At 73.9% G+C, this 17621-nt stretch carries 15 protein-coding genes and 1 pseudogene; 6 read left to right on the top strand and 10 right to left on the bottom strand.

Translation table 11 applies throughout. The features are described 5' to 3' along the window. Window positions 1–3: 3 nt before the first annotated feature. From ACZ6X9_RS15020 to ACZ6X9_RS14995, 6 genes are all read right to left on the bottom strand, one after another. Window positions 4–2547 (bottom strand): serine/threonine-protein kinase, encoded by a 2544-nt coding sequence (locus ACZ6X9_RS15020; protein WP_469778401.1) that lies wholly within the window; start codon window positions 2545–2547, stop codon window positions 4–6. Further along, the gene (locus ACZ6X9_RS15015) at window positions 2544–3869 is read right to left on the bottom strand and encodes a hypothetical protein (RefSeq protein WP_469778400.1); all 1326 of its coding nucleotides are present in this window, start codon (window positions 3867–3869) and stop codon (window positions 2544–2546) included. Before ACZ6X9_RS15015 ends, ACZ6X9_RS15020 begins: the two co-directional genes overlap by 4 nt. Window positions 3870–4134: 265 nt before the next feature. After that, on the bottom strand, window positions 4135–5136 hold the full coding sequence (locus tag ACZ6X9_RS15010; protein ID WP_469778399.1) for a glutamate ABC transporter substrate-binding protein: 1002 nt from the start codon (window positions 5134–5136) through the stop codon (window positions 4135–4137). A 98-nt stretch (window positions 5137–5234) separates the two neighbouring features. Further along, window positions 5235–6539, bottom strand: coding sequence for a hypothetical protein (locus ACZ6X9_RS15005; protein ID WP_469778398.1), 1305 nt, complete (start codon window positions 6537–6539; stop codon window positions 5235–5237). 407 nt (window positions 6540–6946) lie between these two features. After that, window positions 6947–7891 (bottom strand): N-acetylglucosamine kinase, encoded by a 945-nt coding sequence (locus ACZ6X9_RS15000; protein ID WP_469778397.1) that lies wholly within the window; start codon window positions 7889–7891, stop codon window positions 6947–6949. 311 nt (window positions 7892–8202) lie between these two features. Next, the gene (locus tag ACZ6X9_RS14995) at window positions 8203–9456 is read right to left on the bottom strand and encodes a 6-phospho-beta-glucosidase (protein WP_469778396.1); all 1254 of its coding nucleotides are present in this window, start codon (window positions 9454–9456) and stop codon (window positions 8203–8205) included. 107 nt (window positions 9457–9563) lie between these two features. Here ACZ6X9_RS14995 and ACZ6X9_RS14990 point away from each other — a divergent pair, with 107 nt between their 5' ends. The 3 genes from ACZ6X9_RS14990 to ACZ6X9_RS14980 all read left to right on the top strand — a co-directional run bounded on the left by ACZ6X9_RS14990 (window position 9564) and on the right by ACZ6X9_RS14980 (window position 11945). Next, window positions 9564–10067: an FBP domain-containing protein gene (locus tag ACZ6X9_RS14990; protein ID WP_469778395.1), complete on the top strand. Its 504-nt coding sequence runs from the start codon at window positions 9564–9566 to the stop codon at window positions 10065–10067. A gap of 151 nt (window positions 10068–10218) precedes the next feature. Continuing rightward, complete coding sequence (locus tag ACZ6X9_RS14985) at window positions 10219–11109, top strand: helix-turn-helix transcriptional regulator (protein WP_469778394.1); 891 nt, start codon at window positions 10219–10221, stop codon at window positions 11107–11109. A 44-nt stretch (window positions 11110–11153) separates the two neighbouring features. Further along, on the top strand, window positions 11154–11945 hold the full coding sequence (locus tag ACZ6X9_RS14980; protein WP_469778393.1) for an SDR family NAD(P)-dependent oxidoreductase: 792 nt from the start codon (window positions 11154–11156) through the stop codon (window positions 11943–11945). 199 nt (window positions 11946–12144) lie between these two features. Here the strand turns inward: ACZ6X9_RS14980 and ACZ6X9_RS14975 are convergent, their stop codons facing one another. Continuing rightward, a complete protein-coding gene (locus ACZ6X9_RS14975) occupies window positions 12145–13206 on the bottom strand; it encodes a mechanosensitive ion channel family protein (protein WP_469778392.1) in 1062 nt (353 codons plus the stop codon). Between the two features lie 258 nt (window positions 13207–13464). Here ACZ6X9_RS14975 and ACZ6X9_RS14970 point away from each other — a divergent pair, with 258 nt between their 5' ends. After that, window positions 13465–14001, top strand: coding sequence for an HNH endonuclease (locus ACZ6X9_RS14970; RefSeq protein ID WP_004950088.1), 537 nt, complete (start codon window positions 13465–13467; stop codon window positions 13999–14001). Between the two features lie 171 nt (window positions 14002–14172). On the opposite strand, the gene ACZ6X9_RS14965 is transcribed toward ACZ6X9_RS14970, so the two are convergent. Next, entirely contained in the window at window positions 14173–15234 is a 1062-nt protein-coding gene (locus ACZ6X9_RS14965) for a MarR family transcriptional regulator (protein ID WP_469778391.1), read from the bottom strand. 690 nt (window positions 15235–15924) lie between these two features. Between ACZ6X9_RS14965 and ACZ6X9_RS14960 the strand changes: the two genes are divergently transcribed. Next, complete coding sequence (locus tag ACZ6X9_RS14960; protein ID WP_398278637.1) at window positions 15925–16059, top strand: hypothetical protein; 135 nt, start codon at window positions 15925–15927, stop codon at window positions 16057–16059. A gap of 259 nt (window positions 16060–16318) precedes the next feature. On the opposite strand, the gene ACZ6X9_RS14955 is transcribed toward ACZ6X9_RS14960, so the two are convergent. Both ACZ6X9_RS14955 and ACZ6X9_RS14950 read right to left on the bottom strand, forming a co-directional pair. Then, window positions 16319–17014 (bottom strand): serine hydrolase, encoded by a 696-nt coding sequence (locus ACZ6X9_RS14955; protein ID WP_469778390.1) that lies wholly within the window; start codon window positions 17012–17014, stop codon window positions 16319–16321. Beyond that, window positions 16993–17199, bottom strand: a pseudogene (locus tag ACZ6X9_RS14950) (serine hydrolase); the annotation flags it as partial. The gene ACZ6X9_RS14955 and the pseudogene ACZ6X9_RS14950, both read right to left, overlap by 22 nt. 118 nt (window positions 17200–17317) lie before the next feature. On the opposite strand from ACZ6X9_RS14950, the gene ACZ6X9_RS14945 reads away from it, so the two are divergent. Next, window positions 17318–17527 (top strand): hypothetical protein, encoded by a 210-nt coding sequence (locus tag ACZ6X9_RS14945; protein WP_469778389.1) that lies wholly within the window; start codon window positions 17318–17320, stop codon window positions 17525–17527. The last annotated feature ends 94 nt before the right edge of the window (window positions 17528–17621 follow it).

The raw sequence follows: 17621 nt of genomic DNA, 5'->3' as shown, positions 1-17621 counted from the left end.
CGATCACACCCATGTCCTGGGGCGGAAGCGGTTGGCCCGTTCCACCAGTTCGATCCGTTCCCCGCCGTCCCGGGCGAGGCGTGCGAGCACGCGGTACGAGCGTTCCAGCCCGAAGCGCAGGCTCCGTTCGTCCGTGTCGGCCCCGAGCAGGACGGTCCGCCGGCCGTCCGCGACGGGCGCGCCCGCGCGGCCGGAGAGCACCCAGTCCAGGGCGGTGCCCAGCACTTCGGTGGCCAGCCGCTCGCGGCGCTCCGGGTCCAGGCCGACCTCGGAGAGCCGCTCGACCTGCCCGGCCGCCGCCGTCAGGTCGTCGAGCAGGTGCTCGTGCGGCGAACGCCGGCGCAGCCGGGCGCGGACCGCCGCGACCCGGGCCGCCGTGAAGTGGATGGACGCCTCGGGCACGGACTCCAGCACCTCCACCGCGCCGGTGCGGTCCCCGGCCGCCAGCCGCACCCGGGCCAGCCCGAAGGCGGCGCTGACGAAACCGGGGTCGGTGCTCCACACCAGACGGTAGTACTCGGCGGCGTTGTCGAGCTGGCCGAGCACCTCCGCGCAGACGCCGAGGGCCAGCTTGGGGGCCGGCTCGCCCGGGAACGCGTCGTAGACGGCGTCGAAGGAGAGCGCGGCGGTCTCCTTGTCGCCGGTCACCAGTGCGTGCAGGCCGCGGTACCAGACGATCCGCCAGTCGTCGGGGTACTCGGCCTCCAGGGAGGCCATCGCCTCGCCGGCGGGTACGAGCTCGCCGAGCTCCAGTTGGGCGCGGAAGCGGCGCAGCCGCAGCTCCAGCGAGTCGACGGGCGCGGTCCTGAGGGCGGCGTACGTCTCGGCGGGCCTGGCGGAGAGCAGGCCGGCGAGGAAGCCGGCGTTGGGGTCGGCCGGGTCGGTCATCGGGACGGGCAGGGCGAACGCGGCGGCCGGTACGTCGAGCGGGGCGAGGGCGGGCGGCCCGGGCGGGGGCGCGGCGGCGACGGGGACCGTCGGGCGGGGCGCCCGTGACAGGAGGGAGCGGGCGGCGCGGGCGCCGAGCACCGACGGATCCCGGCCCTCGTCCTCGAACAGGACGGTGTCCACCACCCGCGGCTCCGGCCCGAAGATCGTGGACAGGGCGGGGCGCGGAGTGCCCGTCTGGAGCGACACGACCTCCCGCAGGACGCCCGTGAGCTGGTCGGCCATCTCCGCGGCCGAGGAGAACCGGCGGGCCGGGTCGGGGTCCGTGGCGCGGACCAGCAGCCGGTAGAACGACTCGTAGCGGCTGAAGACCTCGATGTGGTCCGGGTCGGGCAGGCTGTCGGCGAAGACGTTGGTGTAGCCCTGGAAGTCGAAGGTGAGGACGGCGAGGGTGCGGGCCACCGTGTAGAGGTCGGAGGCGACGGACGGACCGACCTCCGCGACCTCGGGCGCCTGGTAGCCGACCGTGCCGTAGATGGCGCTCTCGTCGTCGTCCATCCGCCGGACCGCGCCCATGTCGATCAGCTTGAGCTGATCCTGCTGCTGTATCGCGTTGTCGACCTTGAAGTCGCAGTACAGCAGGTTGCGGCTGTGCAGGTGGCCGAGCGCCTCCAGGGCCTCGATGCCGTAGGCGCAGGCCTGTTCGACGGGCAGCGGGTCGCGCCGGCCGTCCGGCAGCCGGCGCTCGTTGGCGATGTCCTTGAGGGACTTGCCGCCGACGTACTCCATGACGATGTAGCCGTCGAGGCTGCCGGTCCGCTGGTCGAGGTGTTCGACGAAGTTGTAGATGCGGACGATGTTGGCGTGCTCGATCTCGGCCAGGAAGCGCCGCTCGGCGAGGGCGACGGCGAGGGCGTCCTCGTCACCGGTGTCGAGCAGGCCCTTGAGGACGACCCAGCGGTCGGAGACCGCACGGTCCATCGCCAGGTAGATCCAGCCCAGGCCGCCGTGGGCCAGGCAGCCCGCCACCTCGTACTGCCCGTGCACCACGTCGCCGGCACGCAGTTTGGGGACGAACGAGTAGGGGTGGCCGCACTTGGTGCAGAACCCCTCGGTGCGGCCGGGACGGTCGCCGCGCGAGCGGCCCACCGGCTCGCCGCAGTCGCTCTTGCTGCAGAACCGCTTGCGCTCGGGCACCTCGGGGTCGGCCAGGACGGCCGCGCGCGGGTCGGGGCGCGGCACGCCCGGCACGCTGATGAGGCCGGCCCCGAGCCTGTTCCGGGCGGAGGCGGCGGTCCCGGAGCGGGAACTGCGGACGGACACCGAGCGGGACGAGGCGCTCGCGCCGCCCAGCGTGGAGCGCGACAGCCGGCCCGAGACGGACCGGCGGGACGGCGCGGACCGTGCCGAACGGGACGACCGGGCGGACCCCGCCGAGCCGGTCGAGCCCCGCTGTCCCGCCGGCCCCGGCGCCCCGGTGCCGCCGCGGGCCGTGCCGTGGGCGACGATGCCCGTGGCCGGCGAGGAGAGCGTTCCCGCGGGCGAGACGACCGGCGCGAGGCCGCAGGTGTCGCAGTACGTCTCGCCGCCGCCGACGTCCTCGTAAGCGCCCGCGCAGCCCGGCCGCTGGCAGGCGGTGGTGCCGTTGTCCCCGTTCATCTTTCCCCCCTGTGGTCATGGACGCTGTGGCCCGGGTTCCCGTTGCCCGGTGGGGCCAGGATTCCGGCGACCGCCTGCTGGTAGCGCAGCACGGCCTGTTCGGCGGCCACCAGGTCGCAGGGGGCGGACCAGAGCATGCGGCGGGCGGCGTCGTACCGCTCGCCCAGGAACGGGTCCTCCGCCAGGCCGTGCCGGCCGGCCTTGGCCCGGTAGGCGTCGAGCCGGCCGCGCAGCTCGGCCCGGACGGCCAGGGGCGCGGTGACCGCGGTCAGCGAGGCGCGGGCGCGCAGCAACTCCTCCTCGGCGCGCTGCTCCAGGCTCTCCAGGAGCGGCGAGAGCCGGTGCCAGCAGGCGCGTCTGCGGTGCTCGGCGGCGGCGGACAACTGCTCGTAGAGGGCGGTCGGCGGGCCGGAGACGGCCGGGACCTCCGAGGCCGCGATCTTGGAGAGCACCTCCGCGCGGGCCTGCCGGGCCTCCTCCAGGGTGCGGTCCGCCCGGGAGAGGACGTCCCGCACCCGCATCAGCCGCTGCTCGGCGTCCTGCCGGACCGTCAGCACCGCCTCGATCTCCCGCCGGACCTCCTCCAGTGCCCGGGCGGCGCGGTCGTAGCGGGTGGTGTCGGTACGGCCGCCGCCCGGCGCGGAGCTGGGGGACGCGCCGGTCCAGAAGGCCAGCGGGTCGGATATCACCTCGGCGCGCAGGGCGGTCAGCTCGCGGGTGATCTCCTCCAGGTCGTCCCCGGACGGGTGTTCACCGGGGCGGACGCCGACCGAGTGGGCCAGCGAGCGGGTGCGCCGGAGCTCGGCGGCGAGCAGGTCGATCCGGGCGGGGAGCGCGGACCAGACCGCGTCGGCGACCACGACCACGTCCAGGGCCTGCGCGTACCAGCCGTTCATCCGGTCGACGAGCTCTTCGAGGGTCAGCCGCTCGCTGAGCTTGGCCGCGCCGCCGAGCGTCGTCAGCCCGGCGGCCGGGTCGCCGCCCGGCAGGGTGATCCGGGGGCCGCGCAGCAGGTCGGTGAGTTCCGACAGCTCGCTCTGGTGCGGCCAGCGGCGGCGGGAGCGCAGCTCGCGGGCGTGGGCGAGGGCCCGGGTGTAGGCGTCGAAGGACGTCCAGAGCCGGTTGATGAGCTGTTCCGCGACCGCCCACCGGGCTTTGGTGACGCCGGACAGGTCGGCGCCCTCCAGCAGCCTGCGGCCGGCGTGGTCCTGCAAGGCGAGCAGGGAGGACTCGACGGCCTCGTGCTCCGCGCCGAGCCGCGCCAGCGCGCGGTCGACCTCCTCGCGGCTCAAGACCGGCCCGGTGGGCCCCGCGACCGCCATCGGTCCCCTCTCCTGTCCGCGGCCCGCGCCGCTTCGTACCGGTGCTGTGCCGGGGGACCGCCGATCGGCCTCCCGGTGCTGCTTCCCGCCCGCTCCGTTTCTCGCTTCCGTCCTCTTTCGTTTGCTGCCCCTCAGGCTTCGTTTTCCCCCGCTTTCCGTCGTCTCTCGTCGTCTCTCGTTGTCTTTTGTCCTGACGTTCCGCTGCCGTGTACCGGCGGGTCGCCGGGGCTTCCGCCCCGGGCGCGCCGGCCCTCACCGGCGCCCGTCAGTCCCGGTACTTGGGCTCCGGGGGCGCCGTGATGCCGAGGTCGGCGCGTGCCAGCCACTGGCGGTAGGCCTGCATCCAGGGGCTCGACGCGCCGCCCGCGCGGTAGTCGTCCAGTACCGCGTTGACCCGGCGTACCAGGTCCTCCGCCCCGCGGTTCATCGCCACGCCGTAGTACTCGGTGGTGAACGGTTTGCCGACGAGTACCACGGACGGGTCCTGCGCCGCCTGTCCGGCGCCCAGCGCGTTGTCGGTGAGGATGGCGTCGACCTGACCGAGCTGGAGCCGTACCAGACAGTCGAGTTGGTTCGGGACGGTGGTCACGTTCGCGGCCGCCGCCCGCTTCGCCAGCTCGGACTCGGCCGTGGAACCGGCGGCGGCACAGACCTTCCGCCCGGTCAGGGAGCCGTCGTCGACGCCGGTGACCGGCGAGCCCTTGGGCGCCAGCAGTTGCTGGCCGGCCTGGAAATAGGCCGTGGAGAAGGCAACTTCCCTGATCCTGTCGCAGCTGATGCTCATCGTACGGGCGACGATATCCACCTTGCCCGACTTGAGGGCGGGAATGCGCTGATTGGTGGGGATGGCCAGGAACGTCACCTTGTCCGGATCGCCCAGGATGGCCTTGGCGACGGCCCGGACCAGGGCGATGTCGAAGCCGTCGAGCTTGCCCGTGGCCGGGTCGCGGTAGCCCCAGCGGTAACTGTTCTGGTCGACGCCGGCGATCAGCCGCCCGCGCTCCTTGATCCGGCGCACGGCCGGGCCGTCGGCCGTGGAGGGGCGCAGACTGGCCTCGGGGTCGGCACAGTCGGCGGCGCGCGCCGCCGCGGCCGGGCGCGCGCCCGCCGCCGCGCTCCGGCCGCCGTCCCGCCCCGGCCCGGTGCCGGGGAGGAACAGCGCCGCGACCGCGGCCAGGGCGCACGTCACCAGCACGGCCACCGTGGCCCCGAACACCGTCCGGGCGGTCCGGACCGGCCGGGCCGCTCCGGCTCGTCGACCGCGCATGGTGCCTCCCCCGTTCGTCCCTGCCGTCCCCGTTGCCTCTGACGTCCCTGCTGCTTCCGTCGCTCCCGCTGTTCCTGACGTCCCCGCTGTCGCGCCGTTCATCGGTACTCCGAGAGCCGGCGGCCGATGCCCGTCACCACGGCGGCCGCGCCCAGCACGGCGAGGACGCCGGCGCCAACCGCCAGCCCGGTCAGAGCGCCGCGCCCGTCGTCGGCGGCCCGCCGGAAGTCGTCCTTCTCGTGGTCCAGCGCCTTCCGCAGCGCGGTGTCCACCCGGTCGAACGACTCGCCCGTGCTGTTCCGTTCGCCGATGACCTGCGGCAGCGCCCTGTCGTACTCGCCGGCGACATCCGCCGCGCGCGCCGCGGCGTGCCGCCGCTTCCAGTCGCGCACCCCGTCGATCGCCTCCTTCACCGGGGCGCGGCCGTCCGCGCCGTCGGCGAGTGCTTCCGCCCGGTCCAGCAGGCTCCCGGCGGTCGGGGCGTCATCGGCGCCGCCGAAGAGGTCGCCCATCTCCCGCCCGTAGCCCTCCTCGTAGGCGTCCTTGCCGTCGTCCGTGAGGACGGCGCCACGGGCCACCAGCGACAGGCTCTCGGCGCCGTGCGCCTGGAGCGCGCTGATCCGGGCCATGCCGATCACCTGGAGGGACTTGGCGCCGTGGTCGTACGAGTCCTCCAGTTCCGCCCGGGCCAGGCCGTGGCCCACCCCAAGCCACACCAGCACCACCAGCGTGGCCGCCGTCGCGCCCAGCAGGCCGCGGTCGAACACCCGGTTCGTCCGCAGGTACGCGCGGCGCTGCGTCCAGCCCAGGGCGCCGAGGGCGAGGAGGCCCACGGCTATCGCGGCCCAGGGCAGTTCCTCGGCCTCGGAGTAGTCCGCCTCCAGCCGCTTCCGCTCCGCCTCGTACAGCCGGCGGGCGGCGGGCAGCAGGTCCTGGCGCATGCGGTCGCTGGCGTAGCGCAGGTAGGCGCCGCCCAGCGGGAGGCCCTGCCGGTTGTCGGCGCGGGCCTGTTCGACCAGGCCCGTGTAGACCGGCAGTTGTTCGTTCAGCGTCGCTATCTGCCGGCGTTCGGCGGGGGATCCGCCGGTGTTGGCGGCCGCCTTGACCAGCAACCGGGACGCCGTGGCGATGTCCTTCTCGTACCGCTGCCGGACCGCGCGGGTCTCGTTCGCGCCGGCGAGGAAACCGGTGGCGGCGGTGGTGTCCGCGTCCGCCAGCGAGGCGTAGATGTCCGCCGCGGCGGCGCTCAGCGGCTCGCTGCGTTCCACCACCGCGTCGGCGGCCCTGGCCCGGTCCGTGACCTGCCAGGCGGTGACCGCGCCGAAGAGGACCAGCACCGCCGCCAGCGCGGCGCCGATCACCCGGAGCCGGCCCGGCTCCGTGCGTCTCGCGGCCGTCCGCATCCGCGCGAACTGCGCGCGCCATGCGGCACGTTCCGAGCCGCGCGCCGGAACGCCCGCCGGTCCCGGCCCCGGTGGCGCGGCTGTCCTGAGCGGTTGTGACACGAGACCCCCCCTTGGTCGCCGGTGGTACCCGTCACCGCCCGGCGCGGGGTGGGACGGGGCACCTGGCCAGAAGTATGGCGGCAGGGACTGACAAAGACACCACACACTTCGCGATCTTGTTCGGATCGCGATCTACGGCGGGGGTGGTCGGCCGGTCTCTGTGCAGGTGTTCACGCGACGTGGGCGCCGGGCGGTTCCGCGCGGGACGGACGGGGCGGGGCGGGGCCCGGAGGCGGAGAGGGAGCGGGGACGGAGAGGGACACGGAGACGGTCCCCGCGGGCCGGTCCGCCGTCTGCCCCCGCCCCTACGCCCACCGGGCCCGCAACGCCGCGTACCCCTCCGCCTCCGCTTCCAGGCGGTCCAGGGCCAGCAGGGCCGCGCCGAGGACGGGCGGGGCCGTCACCACCACCGGCTCGGCCCAGGGGGCGTACGCGGCCAGTCCTCGGAGCACGTCGTCGTGGAGGAGCGGATGGCGGGCCGCCAGGACGCTGCCGCCGAGGACGACGGGCACCCGCTCGCCCAGGAGGTCCAGCCTGGCCAGCGCGGTGCGCGCCATGATCACGACCTCCTCGGCCTGCCGGGCGACGATCCGCCGCGCGACGGCGTCGCCGGCCGTCGCGACGGAGAAGAGGACCGGGACCAGCTCGTGCCTCCGTGCCCGCGCGATGGCACCCAGGTGCAGCGCCTCGATGAGTTCCGGCATGCCCGGCAGCCCGAAGTGCGCGGGCAGGGCGGCGGCCAGGGCGCTCGCCTCGCCCCGGCCGTCGGCGGCGCGGGCGGCCCACCACAGGGCCTCGCCCGCGAGGTGGCCGCCGCCGCCCCAGTCGCCCGAGATCCGGCCGAGGGAGGGGAACCGGGCGGTGCGGCCGTCCGGCGTCAGACCGGCGCAGTTGATGCCCGCTCCGCACACCACGGCCACACCGTTCGGCGCGGAGCCGTCCGGCAGTCCGGCGCGCAGCAGGGCGAAGGTGTCGTTGACGACGGTGACGGTCCGGCCCCAGCCGTACCGTTCGATCTCCGCCGCCAGCTTTTCCTCCTCCACCGGGAGGTCCGCGTTGGCGAGGCAGGCGTGCACGTGGTCCACGGGTGACGCGTCCGCCTTCGCTGCGGCCACCAGTTGGGCGAGCCCGGCGACCGCCGCTTCCACGCCGTCGGCGTGCGGCCGGAAACCGCCGCCGCGTGCCGTGCCGAGGATCCGTCCGGCGGTGTCCACCAGCGCCACGTCCGTCTTGCTGTTCCCCGCGTCCATCGCCAGTGCCGTGCTGGGGCGCGCCCCAGCGCCCGCGGCGCCGCCCGCGCTCCGGTCACCGCCCGCGCTCCCGTCACCGCGCGTGCCGCCGTCCGCGCTCGCGCGTCCTGGCCGGTTTCCGCCCGTACGAGTGCGTTCGCCGGAGCCCGCGTTCCGGCCGGGGCCCGCGCCTCCGCCGCTGCTCTCTGCGGCGCGTTCCCTGCTTTCCGTGGCGCGTTCGCCGGGCGGTGCGCCCCCAAGCGGGTACCCACTCCCGCCCGGGCTCCCTCCCGCCCCCACGGGCACGCCCCTTCCCGCCGTGACGCCCGCCGTCACGCCCACGCCAGGTGGTGGCGGTTGTGCGCGATCAGGGCGTCCGTCAGCCGGTCCGCGGTGGCGTCCTGGCCGATCAGCGGGTGGGCCAGCAGGGCCTGGAACACCCGGTCCCTGCCGCCTTCCAGGGCCGCGCGCAGGGCCAGGTGCTCGTACGCCGTGACGCCCGCGACCAGGCCCGAGAAGAGGGGTTCGAGCGGGCGTACGGGGAGCGGGTGGGCGCCGCGGGCGTCGACCGCCGCCGGGACCTCGATCACCGCGTCGTCCGGCAGGAACGGCAGCGTGCCGTTGTTCAGCGTGTTGACCACCTGCACCTCGCCGGTGTCCCCGAGCAGTGCCGAGGTGAGGGCGACGGCCGCCTCCGAGTAGTAGGCGCCTCCGCGCTTGGCGAGCAGGGCCGGTTTTTCGTCGAGCGCGGGGTTCCGGTACATCGCCAGCAGCTCGCGCTCCATCGCGGCCACTTCCTCCGCGCGCGACGGCTTGGTGCGCAGCTCCTCCACGACCTCGTCGTGCCGGTAGAAGTAGCGCAGGTAGTAGGAGGGGATCGCGCCCAGCCGGGCGGGCAGCTCGCGCGGCAGGCGCAGGTCGGCCGCGATGGCGTCGCCGTGTTCGGCGAGCAGCGTGGGCAGGACGTCCACGCCCCCGACGCGCACCTCGCGCTCCCAGGTGAGGTGGTTGAGGCCCACGTGACCGAGATCGACCTCCTGGGGGGTGACGCCGAGCAGCGCGGCGAACTTCCGCTGGAAGCCGATGGCCACGTTGCACAGGCCCACCGCGCGGTGGCCCGCGGTGAGCAGGGCCCGGGTGACGATCCCGACCGGGTTGGTGAAGTCCACGATCCAGGCGTCCGGGCTGCGCCGACGGACCCGTTCGGCGATGTCCAGGACGACCGGGACCGTCCGCAGCGCCTTGGCCAGGCCGCCGGCGCCGGTGGTCTCCTGGCCGACGCAGCCGCACTCCAGCGGCCAGGTCTCGTCCTGTGCGCGTGCGGCCTGCCCGCCCACGCGCAGTTGCAGCAGGACGGCCGCGGCGCCGTCCACGCCCGCGTCGAGGTCGGTGGTCCAGGTGACCCGGCCGGGGTGCCCCTGGCGGGCGAAGATGCGGCGGGCGAGCCCGCCGACCGGCTCCAGCCGGTCCGCCGCCGGGTCGACGAGGACGAGCTCGTCGAGGGGGAGGGCCGCCCGCAACCGGGCGAAGCCGTCGACGAGTTCGGGGGTGTAGGTCGAGCCTCCGCCGACCACTGCGAGTTTCACGGGATGAGACCTCTTCGCGTCACGGGTGAGGGAACGGACAGGAAGCGGAACGGGGTGAACGAAATTCGCATGACGTCACAACGGGCACACTGTTAACTTCTCGCCCCATGGAACCACTCGGCGAGAATGAGATACGAGCCTCTTTCATCAATTGCTCGAAAGGTGAGGCCCGCAGGATCAGCCTGCCCCGGGGACTGGCCGAACTCCCCTGGGCCGATCTCGACTTCCTGGGCTGGCGCGATCCCGGCGCCCCCGACCGCGGCTACCTCGTCGTCGTCCGCGACGGCCGGCCCCAGGGCATCACGCTGAGGGTCCCCCAGGGCGGTCCGCGCAGCCTCGCCAAGACGACCATCTGCTCGTTCTGCCTGACCGGTCACCCCGGCTCCGGCGTCTCGCTGCTCGCCGCCCGCAAGGTCGGCGCCTCCGGCCGCGACGGCAACACGGTGGGCGCCTATATGTGCGCCGACCTGGCCTGCCCGCTCTACGTGCGGGGCAAGAAGGTGCCGGAGTTCAGCGGGCCCCGGTACAAGGAGTCGCTGAGCGTGGACGAGCAGGTGGCGCGGATGCTCGGGAACGTCGACGACTTCCTGCGGAAGGTCGGCGCCGCCTGAGCCCACGGGCTGTGATGCTCCGGTCTTAAGCCCACGGGCTGTGAGCTTCCGGTCCTGAGCTCGCGGGCTGCGAGCCTCCGGTCCTGAGCCCAGGAGCCGGTACGACGCGACGGCGAACGGCGTTGTCGTACCCCTCCGTTACCTTGGCCGCATGGCTACCGACACGCCTTCCGCCCCCGGTCGCAGGGAGCGGCTGAGCGACTTCCTGCGCAGCCGCCGGGCCCGCCTCGCCCCCGAGGACGTGGGGATGCCCCCGGCGGTCCGGCGCCGCACGCCCGGGCTGCGGCGCGAGGAGGTCGCGCTGCTGGCCGGGGTGGGCGTCTCCTGGTACACGTGGCTCGAACAGGGCCGGCCCATCAACGTCTCCGCCGACGTCCTGGACGCGATAGCCCGTGCCCTGCGGCTGGACGCGCCCGAGCGCGAGCACCTGTACCTGCTGGCCGGGCTCAACCCGCCGCCGCGGACCGGCATACCGGGTGCCGATGCGGCGGCGGCCGGGCCCGAGCTGCGGCGACTCATCGAGGCGTGGTCGCCCCGGCCGGCCGTGCTGCTGGACCGCCACCAGAACTTCGTCGCCGTCAACGACGCGGCGCGGGCGGTCTTCGGCTACACCGACGCCGACCGCAACTGTCTGGTCGCCTTCTTCACCAGCGCCCGCTACCGGGCGCTGCACACCCACTGGGAGGCCGTCGCCCCCGGCGTCGTGGCCGCGTTCCGCGCCGCCGCGGCACGGCATCCGGGCGACCCGGAGTTCGACCGGATAGCCGACGGCCTGCGCGCGGTGAGCCCGGAGTTCGAGGCGCTGTGGGCGCGGCACGACGTCGGGACGGCGGCCCAGGCGGTGAAGGCGGTGTGCCACCCGGAGGCGGGGGAGCTGCTCTTCGACACCACCACGCTGTCGCTGCCGGACCGGCCCGGGCTGCACGTGGAGCTTCAGAATCCGCGGCCCGGCACGGGGACGGCGGAGCGGCTGGAGCGGCTGGCGGCGGCCGGGTTCCGTACCCCGGCGGGTGCCGGGCTGGTGGTGGTGGACCCATGTTGAACCAGCACTGCCGGAGGTGATCGCCGGGCAGCAGGCTGAGGTCCATGACCAGTAGCGCTTCCCACAGTCCTTTCCGTTTCGACGACAAGATCGCCCTCATCACCGGCGGTGCCCGCGGCATGGGCTTCGCCGTCGCCCGCCGACTGCTGTCCGAGGGTGCTCAGGTGATCATCACCGGCCGTGACGGCGCGCGGCTCGACGCCGCGGTCGGGGAGCTCGGGGGGCCCGGGCGCGTCCACGCGGTTCGGGGTGACGTGTCGCGCGTCGCCGACGCGGACGCTCTGGCCGACGGGATCCGTGAGCGGTACGGGCGGCTGGACGTGGTCTTCGCCAACGCGGGCGTCGCCTCGTTCGCCGCCTTGCCCGAAGTGAGCGAGGAGGAGTTCGACCGCGTCGTCGGCGTCAACCTGAAGGGTGTCTACTTCACGGTGCAGCGGGTCCTGCCGTTGCTGGCCGACGGTGGCGCCGTCGTCGTCAACGCGTCCTGGACCGCGCATCGCGGGTTGCCTTCCGCGTCCCTGTACTCCGCCACGAAGGCGGCGGTGCACAGCCTGACGCGGACGTTCGCGGCGGATCTCGCGGCGCGGCGTATTCGGGTGAACTCGGTGAGCCCCGGTTACATCGATACGGACATGTACCGGGCGGCTGTGTCCTCTGTCGAGGAGGCGGCGGTCGTTGAGCGGGTGGTGGCGGGGCGGGTGGGGACGGCTGAGGATGTCGCCGGCGCGGTCGCGTTTTTGGCGTCGGGGGAGGCCGCGTATGTGAACGGGCAGGATCTGGTGATCGACGGGGGGTTGGTGGCGGCTCAGGTGGGGGGTGGGCTGAGGGGGGAGTAGGGGGGGTGCGCCTGCGGCGGGCTGTGCCCCTGTCCCGCCCCTTCGCCGTTTCCTGGGGCTGCGCCCCAGACCCCGCTTGTCGCGGCTTCGCCGCTCGTCCTCAAGCCCGTCCGGCGCTTGAGGACAACCGCGCGGAGCGCGGTTTCGGGGGTGCGGGGGCTTGCCCCCGCAAGAAACGGTGAAAGGGCGGGACCGGGGCTCACTTCCCCAACGTCGCCCCCGGCGGTATGGGCGCCGTGGCCAGCGCCTGCGGTGACGTCGGATTGGCGAGCACCGACGGCGGCGCCACGACGGCGGTGGGGTCGGCGGGATCCGTCTCCTCCGCCACCGCCGGCGGCGGCCCCATCCGGATCCCCGCCGCGTCCAGCGCCCGCTTGATCCGCCAGCGCAGCTCCCGCGCGACGGCCGCCGCCTCACCCGGCGCGGCCTTCGCCTGGACGCGGACCACGACGGAGTCGAGGGAGACCGAGTCCAGCCCCATGACCTCGACGGGCTCCCAGAGCTTCTCGTCCCAGGGGGCGGTCTTGGACATCTCCTGGCCCACCTCGCCTATCACCTGGCGGGCGTGGTCCAGGTCCTCGTCGTAACGCAGGGTGACGTCGACCTCGGCCATGGCCCAGCCCTGGCTCAGGTTGCCGATCCGCTTGACCTCGCCGTTGCGGACGTACCAGATGGCGCCGTTCGCGCCCCGGAGCTTGGTCACGCGGAGTCCGACCTCGACGACCGTGCCCGTCGCGACGCCCGCGTCGATCTCGTCGCCCACGCCGTACTGGTCCTCCAGGATCATGAAGACGCCGGAGAGGAAGTCCGTGACCAGGTTGCGGGCGCCGAAACCGATGGCCACACCCGCCACACCGGCGCTGGCCAGCAGCGGTGCCAGGTTGATCTTCAGCACCGACAGCACCGTCAGCGCCGCCGTTCCCATGATCAGGAACGAGGCGACGCTGCGCAGCACCGAGCCGATGGCCTCGGAGCGCTGACGGCGGCGTTCCGCGTTGACGAGGATGCCGCCCAGGGCGTTGTCCACGGCCTGGGCCGTGCGGTTCATCCGGGCTATGAGCTTGGTGATGCCCCGGCGGACGAGCGAGCGCAGCACGACGGCGATCGTAAGGATCAGGACGATGCGCAGACCGTTGCTGATCCAGACGGACCAGTTCGCCTCCAGCCAGCCGGCGGCGTCGTTGGCGGTCTTCTGTGCCTCGTCGAGGGACGAGGGACGGGGCGTCGAGTCAGCGGCGACGAGGGCAGCGGACCAGGACACAGCGGGAACCCTTCGTAATGGACATGCCCGGCGCCGAGCATCGGCAGGGGCAGAATCACCACACTAACGGGGCAGAGCGGGTCCCCCGTTGTTGTGTTCGAGAAGGGACGGGTCCTGCGCGCAGTTGACCGAGGTGTGTTCCAAAACACCTGAGACCCGTTACCCGCCGATGGTGGCGCACCGGCCAGGGGCCAGGGGACACTTGCAGGAGATCGTCCCGGCGCGAGCCACGCGCCGCCGGCGTACAAGGAGGCACCCGTGCCGCATGTCCTGGTCCTCAATGCGTCGTACGAGCCGCTCGGCGTCGTACCGCTCCGCCGCGCGCTCATACTCGTCCTCAACGAGAAGGCCATCAGCCTCGAGGACACGGGCGCCTACCTGCACAGCGCCAGTTGCACCATCCCCGCCCCCAGCGTCGTGAGGCTCAAGCGCTTCGTGCGGGTTCCCTTTCGGGGCCCCGTCCCGCTCACCCGCCGGGCCCTGTTCGCCCGGGACGGCGGGCGCTGCGCCTACTGCGGTGGCGTCGCAACCAGCGTCGACCACGTCGTCCCGCGCAGCCGGGGCGGGCAGCACGCCTGGGAGAACGTGGTGGCCGCGTGCCGCCGCTGCAACCACGTCAAGGCCGACCGGCACGTCTCCGAGCTGGGCTGGCGGCTGCGGCACCAACCGGCCCCGCCGTCCGGTCTCGCCTGGCGGATCATCGGCACGGGGCATAGGGATCCGCGCTGGCTGCCTTACCTGGAGGCATACGGCGCGGAAGACGCGATGGCCCGGATCGACGGCATTTCCGCCTGAGACCACCGGGCCTTCTTCGTTCCCGGCCCGGCTTCCTTGGCCCCGCTCCGGTCCCGGCCCGGCTCCTATGGTCCCCGCTCCGGTCCCCGCTCCGGTCCCGGCTCCGGCCTCGGTCCCGGTCCGGTGCCCAGGCGGAGCGGGGAGGGCCGGGAACGAACGCTCCGGCGAGCCTCACCCCCGGCCCCGGCGGGGTTTCGGCGGGCGGGCCGGGGTCCTGGGGCGGTCGCGGACGACGGCGCGGAGTTCGTCGACCCGGCGGCGGACGGTGTCCTCGGTCCCGGGGGATGCGGCGGTGTCCGGCGTCGTTCCGTGGCAGACGCGGCACAGGCCGCCCGGCAGGGCCTCCGGCGGGCCGGGGACGTGGCAGTCCGTGCACTCCATGATCCGGCTCCGGCCCGGGGCGGGCTCGTCCGGACGGGGTGCGACGCGTTCCGGTGGCATGCGGTCCGTCAGCCTCCTGCGGGCGAACGCACCCGGTGCGGCGATCACGTCCGGCAGCGCGTTGACCAGGGCGTGCCTGATCGCCGCCGGGCTCGCGCCGCGCGCCAGCCACTCCGCCGCCAGCGGTTCCAGATCCGCGCACTCGCGGGCGGACAGGCCCATGCGGGGGTCGGCCTGGCCGACGGAGGCGAGGACGTCGTGGGCGGGGGATCGGTGGGCGGGGGAGTGCTGGGCGGGGGAGTGCTGGGGGGCCGTTGCCGGGGGTGTCTCGTGGGGCGGATGCGCTTGTCCGGACGGAGGCGTTTTCCGGGCCGGGGCGCCGGCTGTCCCTCCGGCCGGGGGCGCCGCCGTGCCTGCGGTCCCGCCCGCCGCCGAGGCCGTGCCCGTGCCCATGGCTGCCCCCGTGCCCGTGCCCGTGCCCGTGCCCGTGCCCGCATCCGCGTCCGAGGACGGCGGCGTGTCGCCCCGCAGGAACGCCGACCACCAGGCGTCGTCGCGCGCCGTGCGGGAGAAGTACGTCCGCGAGACCCACTGCGTCCGCTCCGCGCCGACCCGTTCCCGGCAGATGCGCAGGTGGCCCGCCTCGGAGAGGAGCCGCAGTGCCGTGCGGACGGCCTGCTGGCCGTAGGGGAGTTCTCTGGCGAGCGTCTTGTGGTCCATCGCCGCGCCGTCGGGGAGGCGGTCGAGGTACGCGGCGATGTACGCCTCGCGGGCGGGCAGGTGCGCGAAGTCCCGTGCGGTGCGCGGGGTTTGGTCGGGTGCGGAGCGCTTGCCGTAGCCGGGCCTGGCCATGGGTGGCTGCTGGGGCGGGAGGGGCGAAGGCGGCGTGCACGGGCGCGCGTCGGCGCTAGGATTGGCGACAGCCATGGGATCGAGGCCTTTTCGATCTGGGTGGTCAGGCCCTCGCTCGGTGTTTGCCGCACCGGCGGGGGCCGTTTCGTTGTCTGCGGGGCACGGTACACGGTCGCGGCGCTGCGTCGCGACGCGGTTGCGGAAAGTGAATCGCGTGTGCTCGGGCGGGGGTTGGGAGGGTGGGTGGGATCGAACCCACACCACCCATTCCCTGGAAAGAGGGCTCGGGTTCCGAGGCTCGAAGCTCGGGTCTTGGGCTTCGGGGGCGCGGTGCGCGGATCGTCGCAGGTGGGCCGGGCGAGGGGAGTTGGGGCGGCCGGACCCGGGCTTCGAGCGTCGAGCTTCGGGCGCGGGTGACGCTTCGCCTGCCGCTCAGGTGAATGTTCGCACCCGCCACGAAAGGGTGAATGTGTACCCGTCGCCCCAACTCGTCCGAAAAGGCGCCTGGTTGGCGCTAGGCTCGGCCGCGTGACGTGCCCTTCGTGAGCCTTCCTCCGGGTCGGCTCGCTCGCCGCGTTCGGGGCTCCATCCAGGGGTCTCGGGCGGGGTCGGCCCGTGTGCCGTTCTGTCCGAGGTCCCCTCGTGGAGCCTCGCAGTCGGCGGGGTTCCGATCCAAGGGAGAGGGACTACATGGCCCGTCACAGGAGGCTGAGAAGCGCGATCGACTGGCGCCGGGTGCGGAGTGGGGCGAAGGCGGTGACACCGTGGGTGGAACTGTTCGTCGCCGTGACCACGCTGATCCTGGTGGTGATCGGCAAGGGATGATCGACGGGGCCTATAGCCATTAGGCCCCGGCGATCCATCCGTCAGCCTGTCCGTCACGGGGAACGGTCCCCCGTGGCGGACTTTCCTCTTGCGCTTGGCCTACGTGGCCTATACCCAGTAGACCCCGGCGACCAACCGCTGAGCACTTCCACGATAGCGGCACCCACCGCCCGCCGTCCGCCCCATCGCAGCCCCCGGCCCGGGCGTCACGCTCCCGAGTGTCCCCGCCGACCACTGGATCGCCAAGCTGTTCGGAAAGTCAGTCGGAACGCCTCCTCTCGAGTGCACCCACCCCCGGCGCACCCCGCAGCAGACCGACCCCGATCCGGTCCGTCTCCTCGGGCGCTCCACCGAGACGGTGCACGAGGACCCACCGCCTGTCCGGGAAGGCCCCCGCGAACACCGACGCCTTGCGCGTGGCGCCGTTGTGCCAGGTCAGTTCGCCGGAGTGCTGCCAGCTCGGCGCCGGTTCGCCGAGGAGGCGATCGAGGACGAGGCCGGTGAGGACGCGGGCCGCGGCGCGCGGGGTCGCCCAGAGGCCGCCGGCCGGGAGGATCGCGCCGTCCATCGTCCAGGGGCGGGACGGCCGCCCGAACAGGCCCTTCGGTACGAGCCTCGGGCGGCCCGCCGGGGGCCGGGGCGCGACGTCGTCGGCGACGCCGAGCGGGACGAGGACCCGTTCCCGCAGGGCGTCGGCGTACGGCCGCCCGTCCGCCGCAGCGAGGGCGGCGCCGAGGGCCGCGTAACCGAGGTTCGAGTACGTCTCCCGTTCGCCCGGCGGGGTGGTGACGAGGTCGCCGAGGCGGGGGAGGAGGGCGCGCAGGGCCTCGTCGGTGAAGGAACGGTAGGGGTCGGTGCGCGAGGTGAGGCCCGGGGGAGGCGGGGGAGGCCGGAGGTGTGCTCGGCGAGGTGCCGCAGGGTGATGCCCGTGCCCCGGGTGGCCGTCGTGAGCCACTTCTCCAAGGGGTCGTCCATCCCCAGGACGCCGTCCGCCGCTAGCCGCGTCAACAAGGTGCCGGTCAGCACCTTGGTGAGCGAACCGATCTCGACGAAGGCGTCGGGATCGTGCCCGGCGCCGGCGGCCGGTGCCCCGCCGCGGGCCGAGGACAGGACGCAGGTCGGAACGGTGGAGTTCGGCATCCGTTCATCATGATCACCGATGGTCGTCGCCGACAAGGCAGTTCGGGAGTACGCACTTAGGGGGAGGCTGTCGCACATGCCGGTGCCATCGGTCCAACTTGGGCGCATCATCGCGGACATGAACCAGAAAGCCGGGCAGCAGGAGAGGTTCCCGAGGACGATGTGCGAGGGAGTGCGGTGCACCCGCTGCATGGACCGCACCATGGTGCGCGAGATCCACATGGGCCACGACGGCACCATCTCGCGCTACGACGACTGGGTCTGCAACTGCGGCTACCGCCGCCCGAGCCGCGAACAGGCCGGGCGGGGCGGGGTGCGGGTGGGGTGACCGGGGGAATCGGGAGGCCCCTGTCCCTCCCCCGGAGGGGTACCCCCCGACTTCGTCGTTTCCTGCGTGGGCTCCGACCCGCCCCCGGAACCGC

Source organism: Streptomyces sp. NPDC052910 (genome assembly GCF_055585605.1).
Note: the sequence above shows the minus strand (reverse complement) of the source record. Positions and strands in the feature narration are given on the sequence as shown.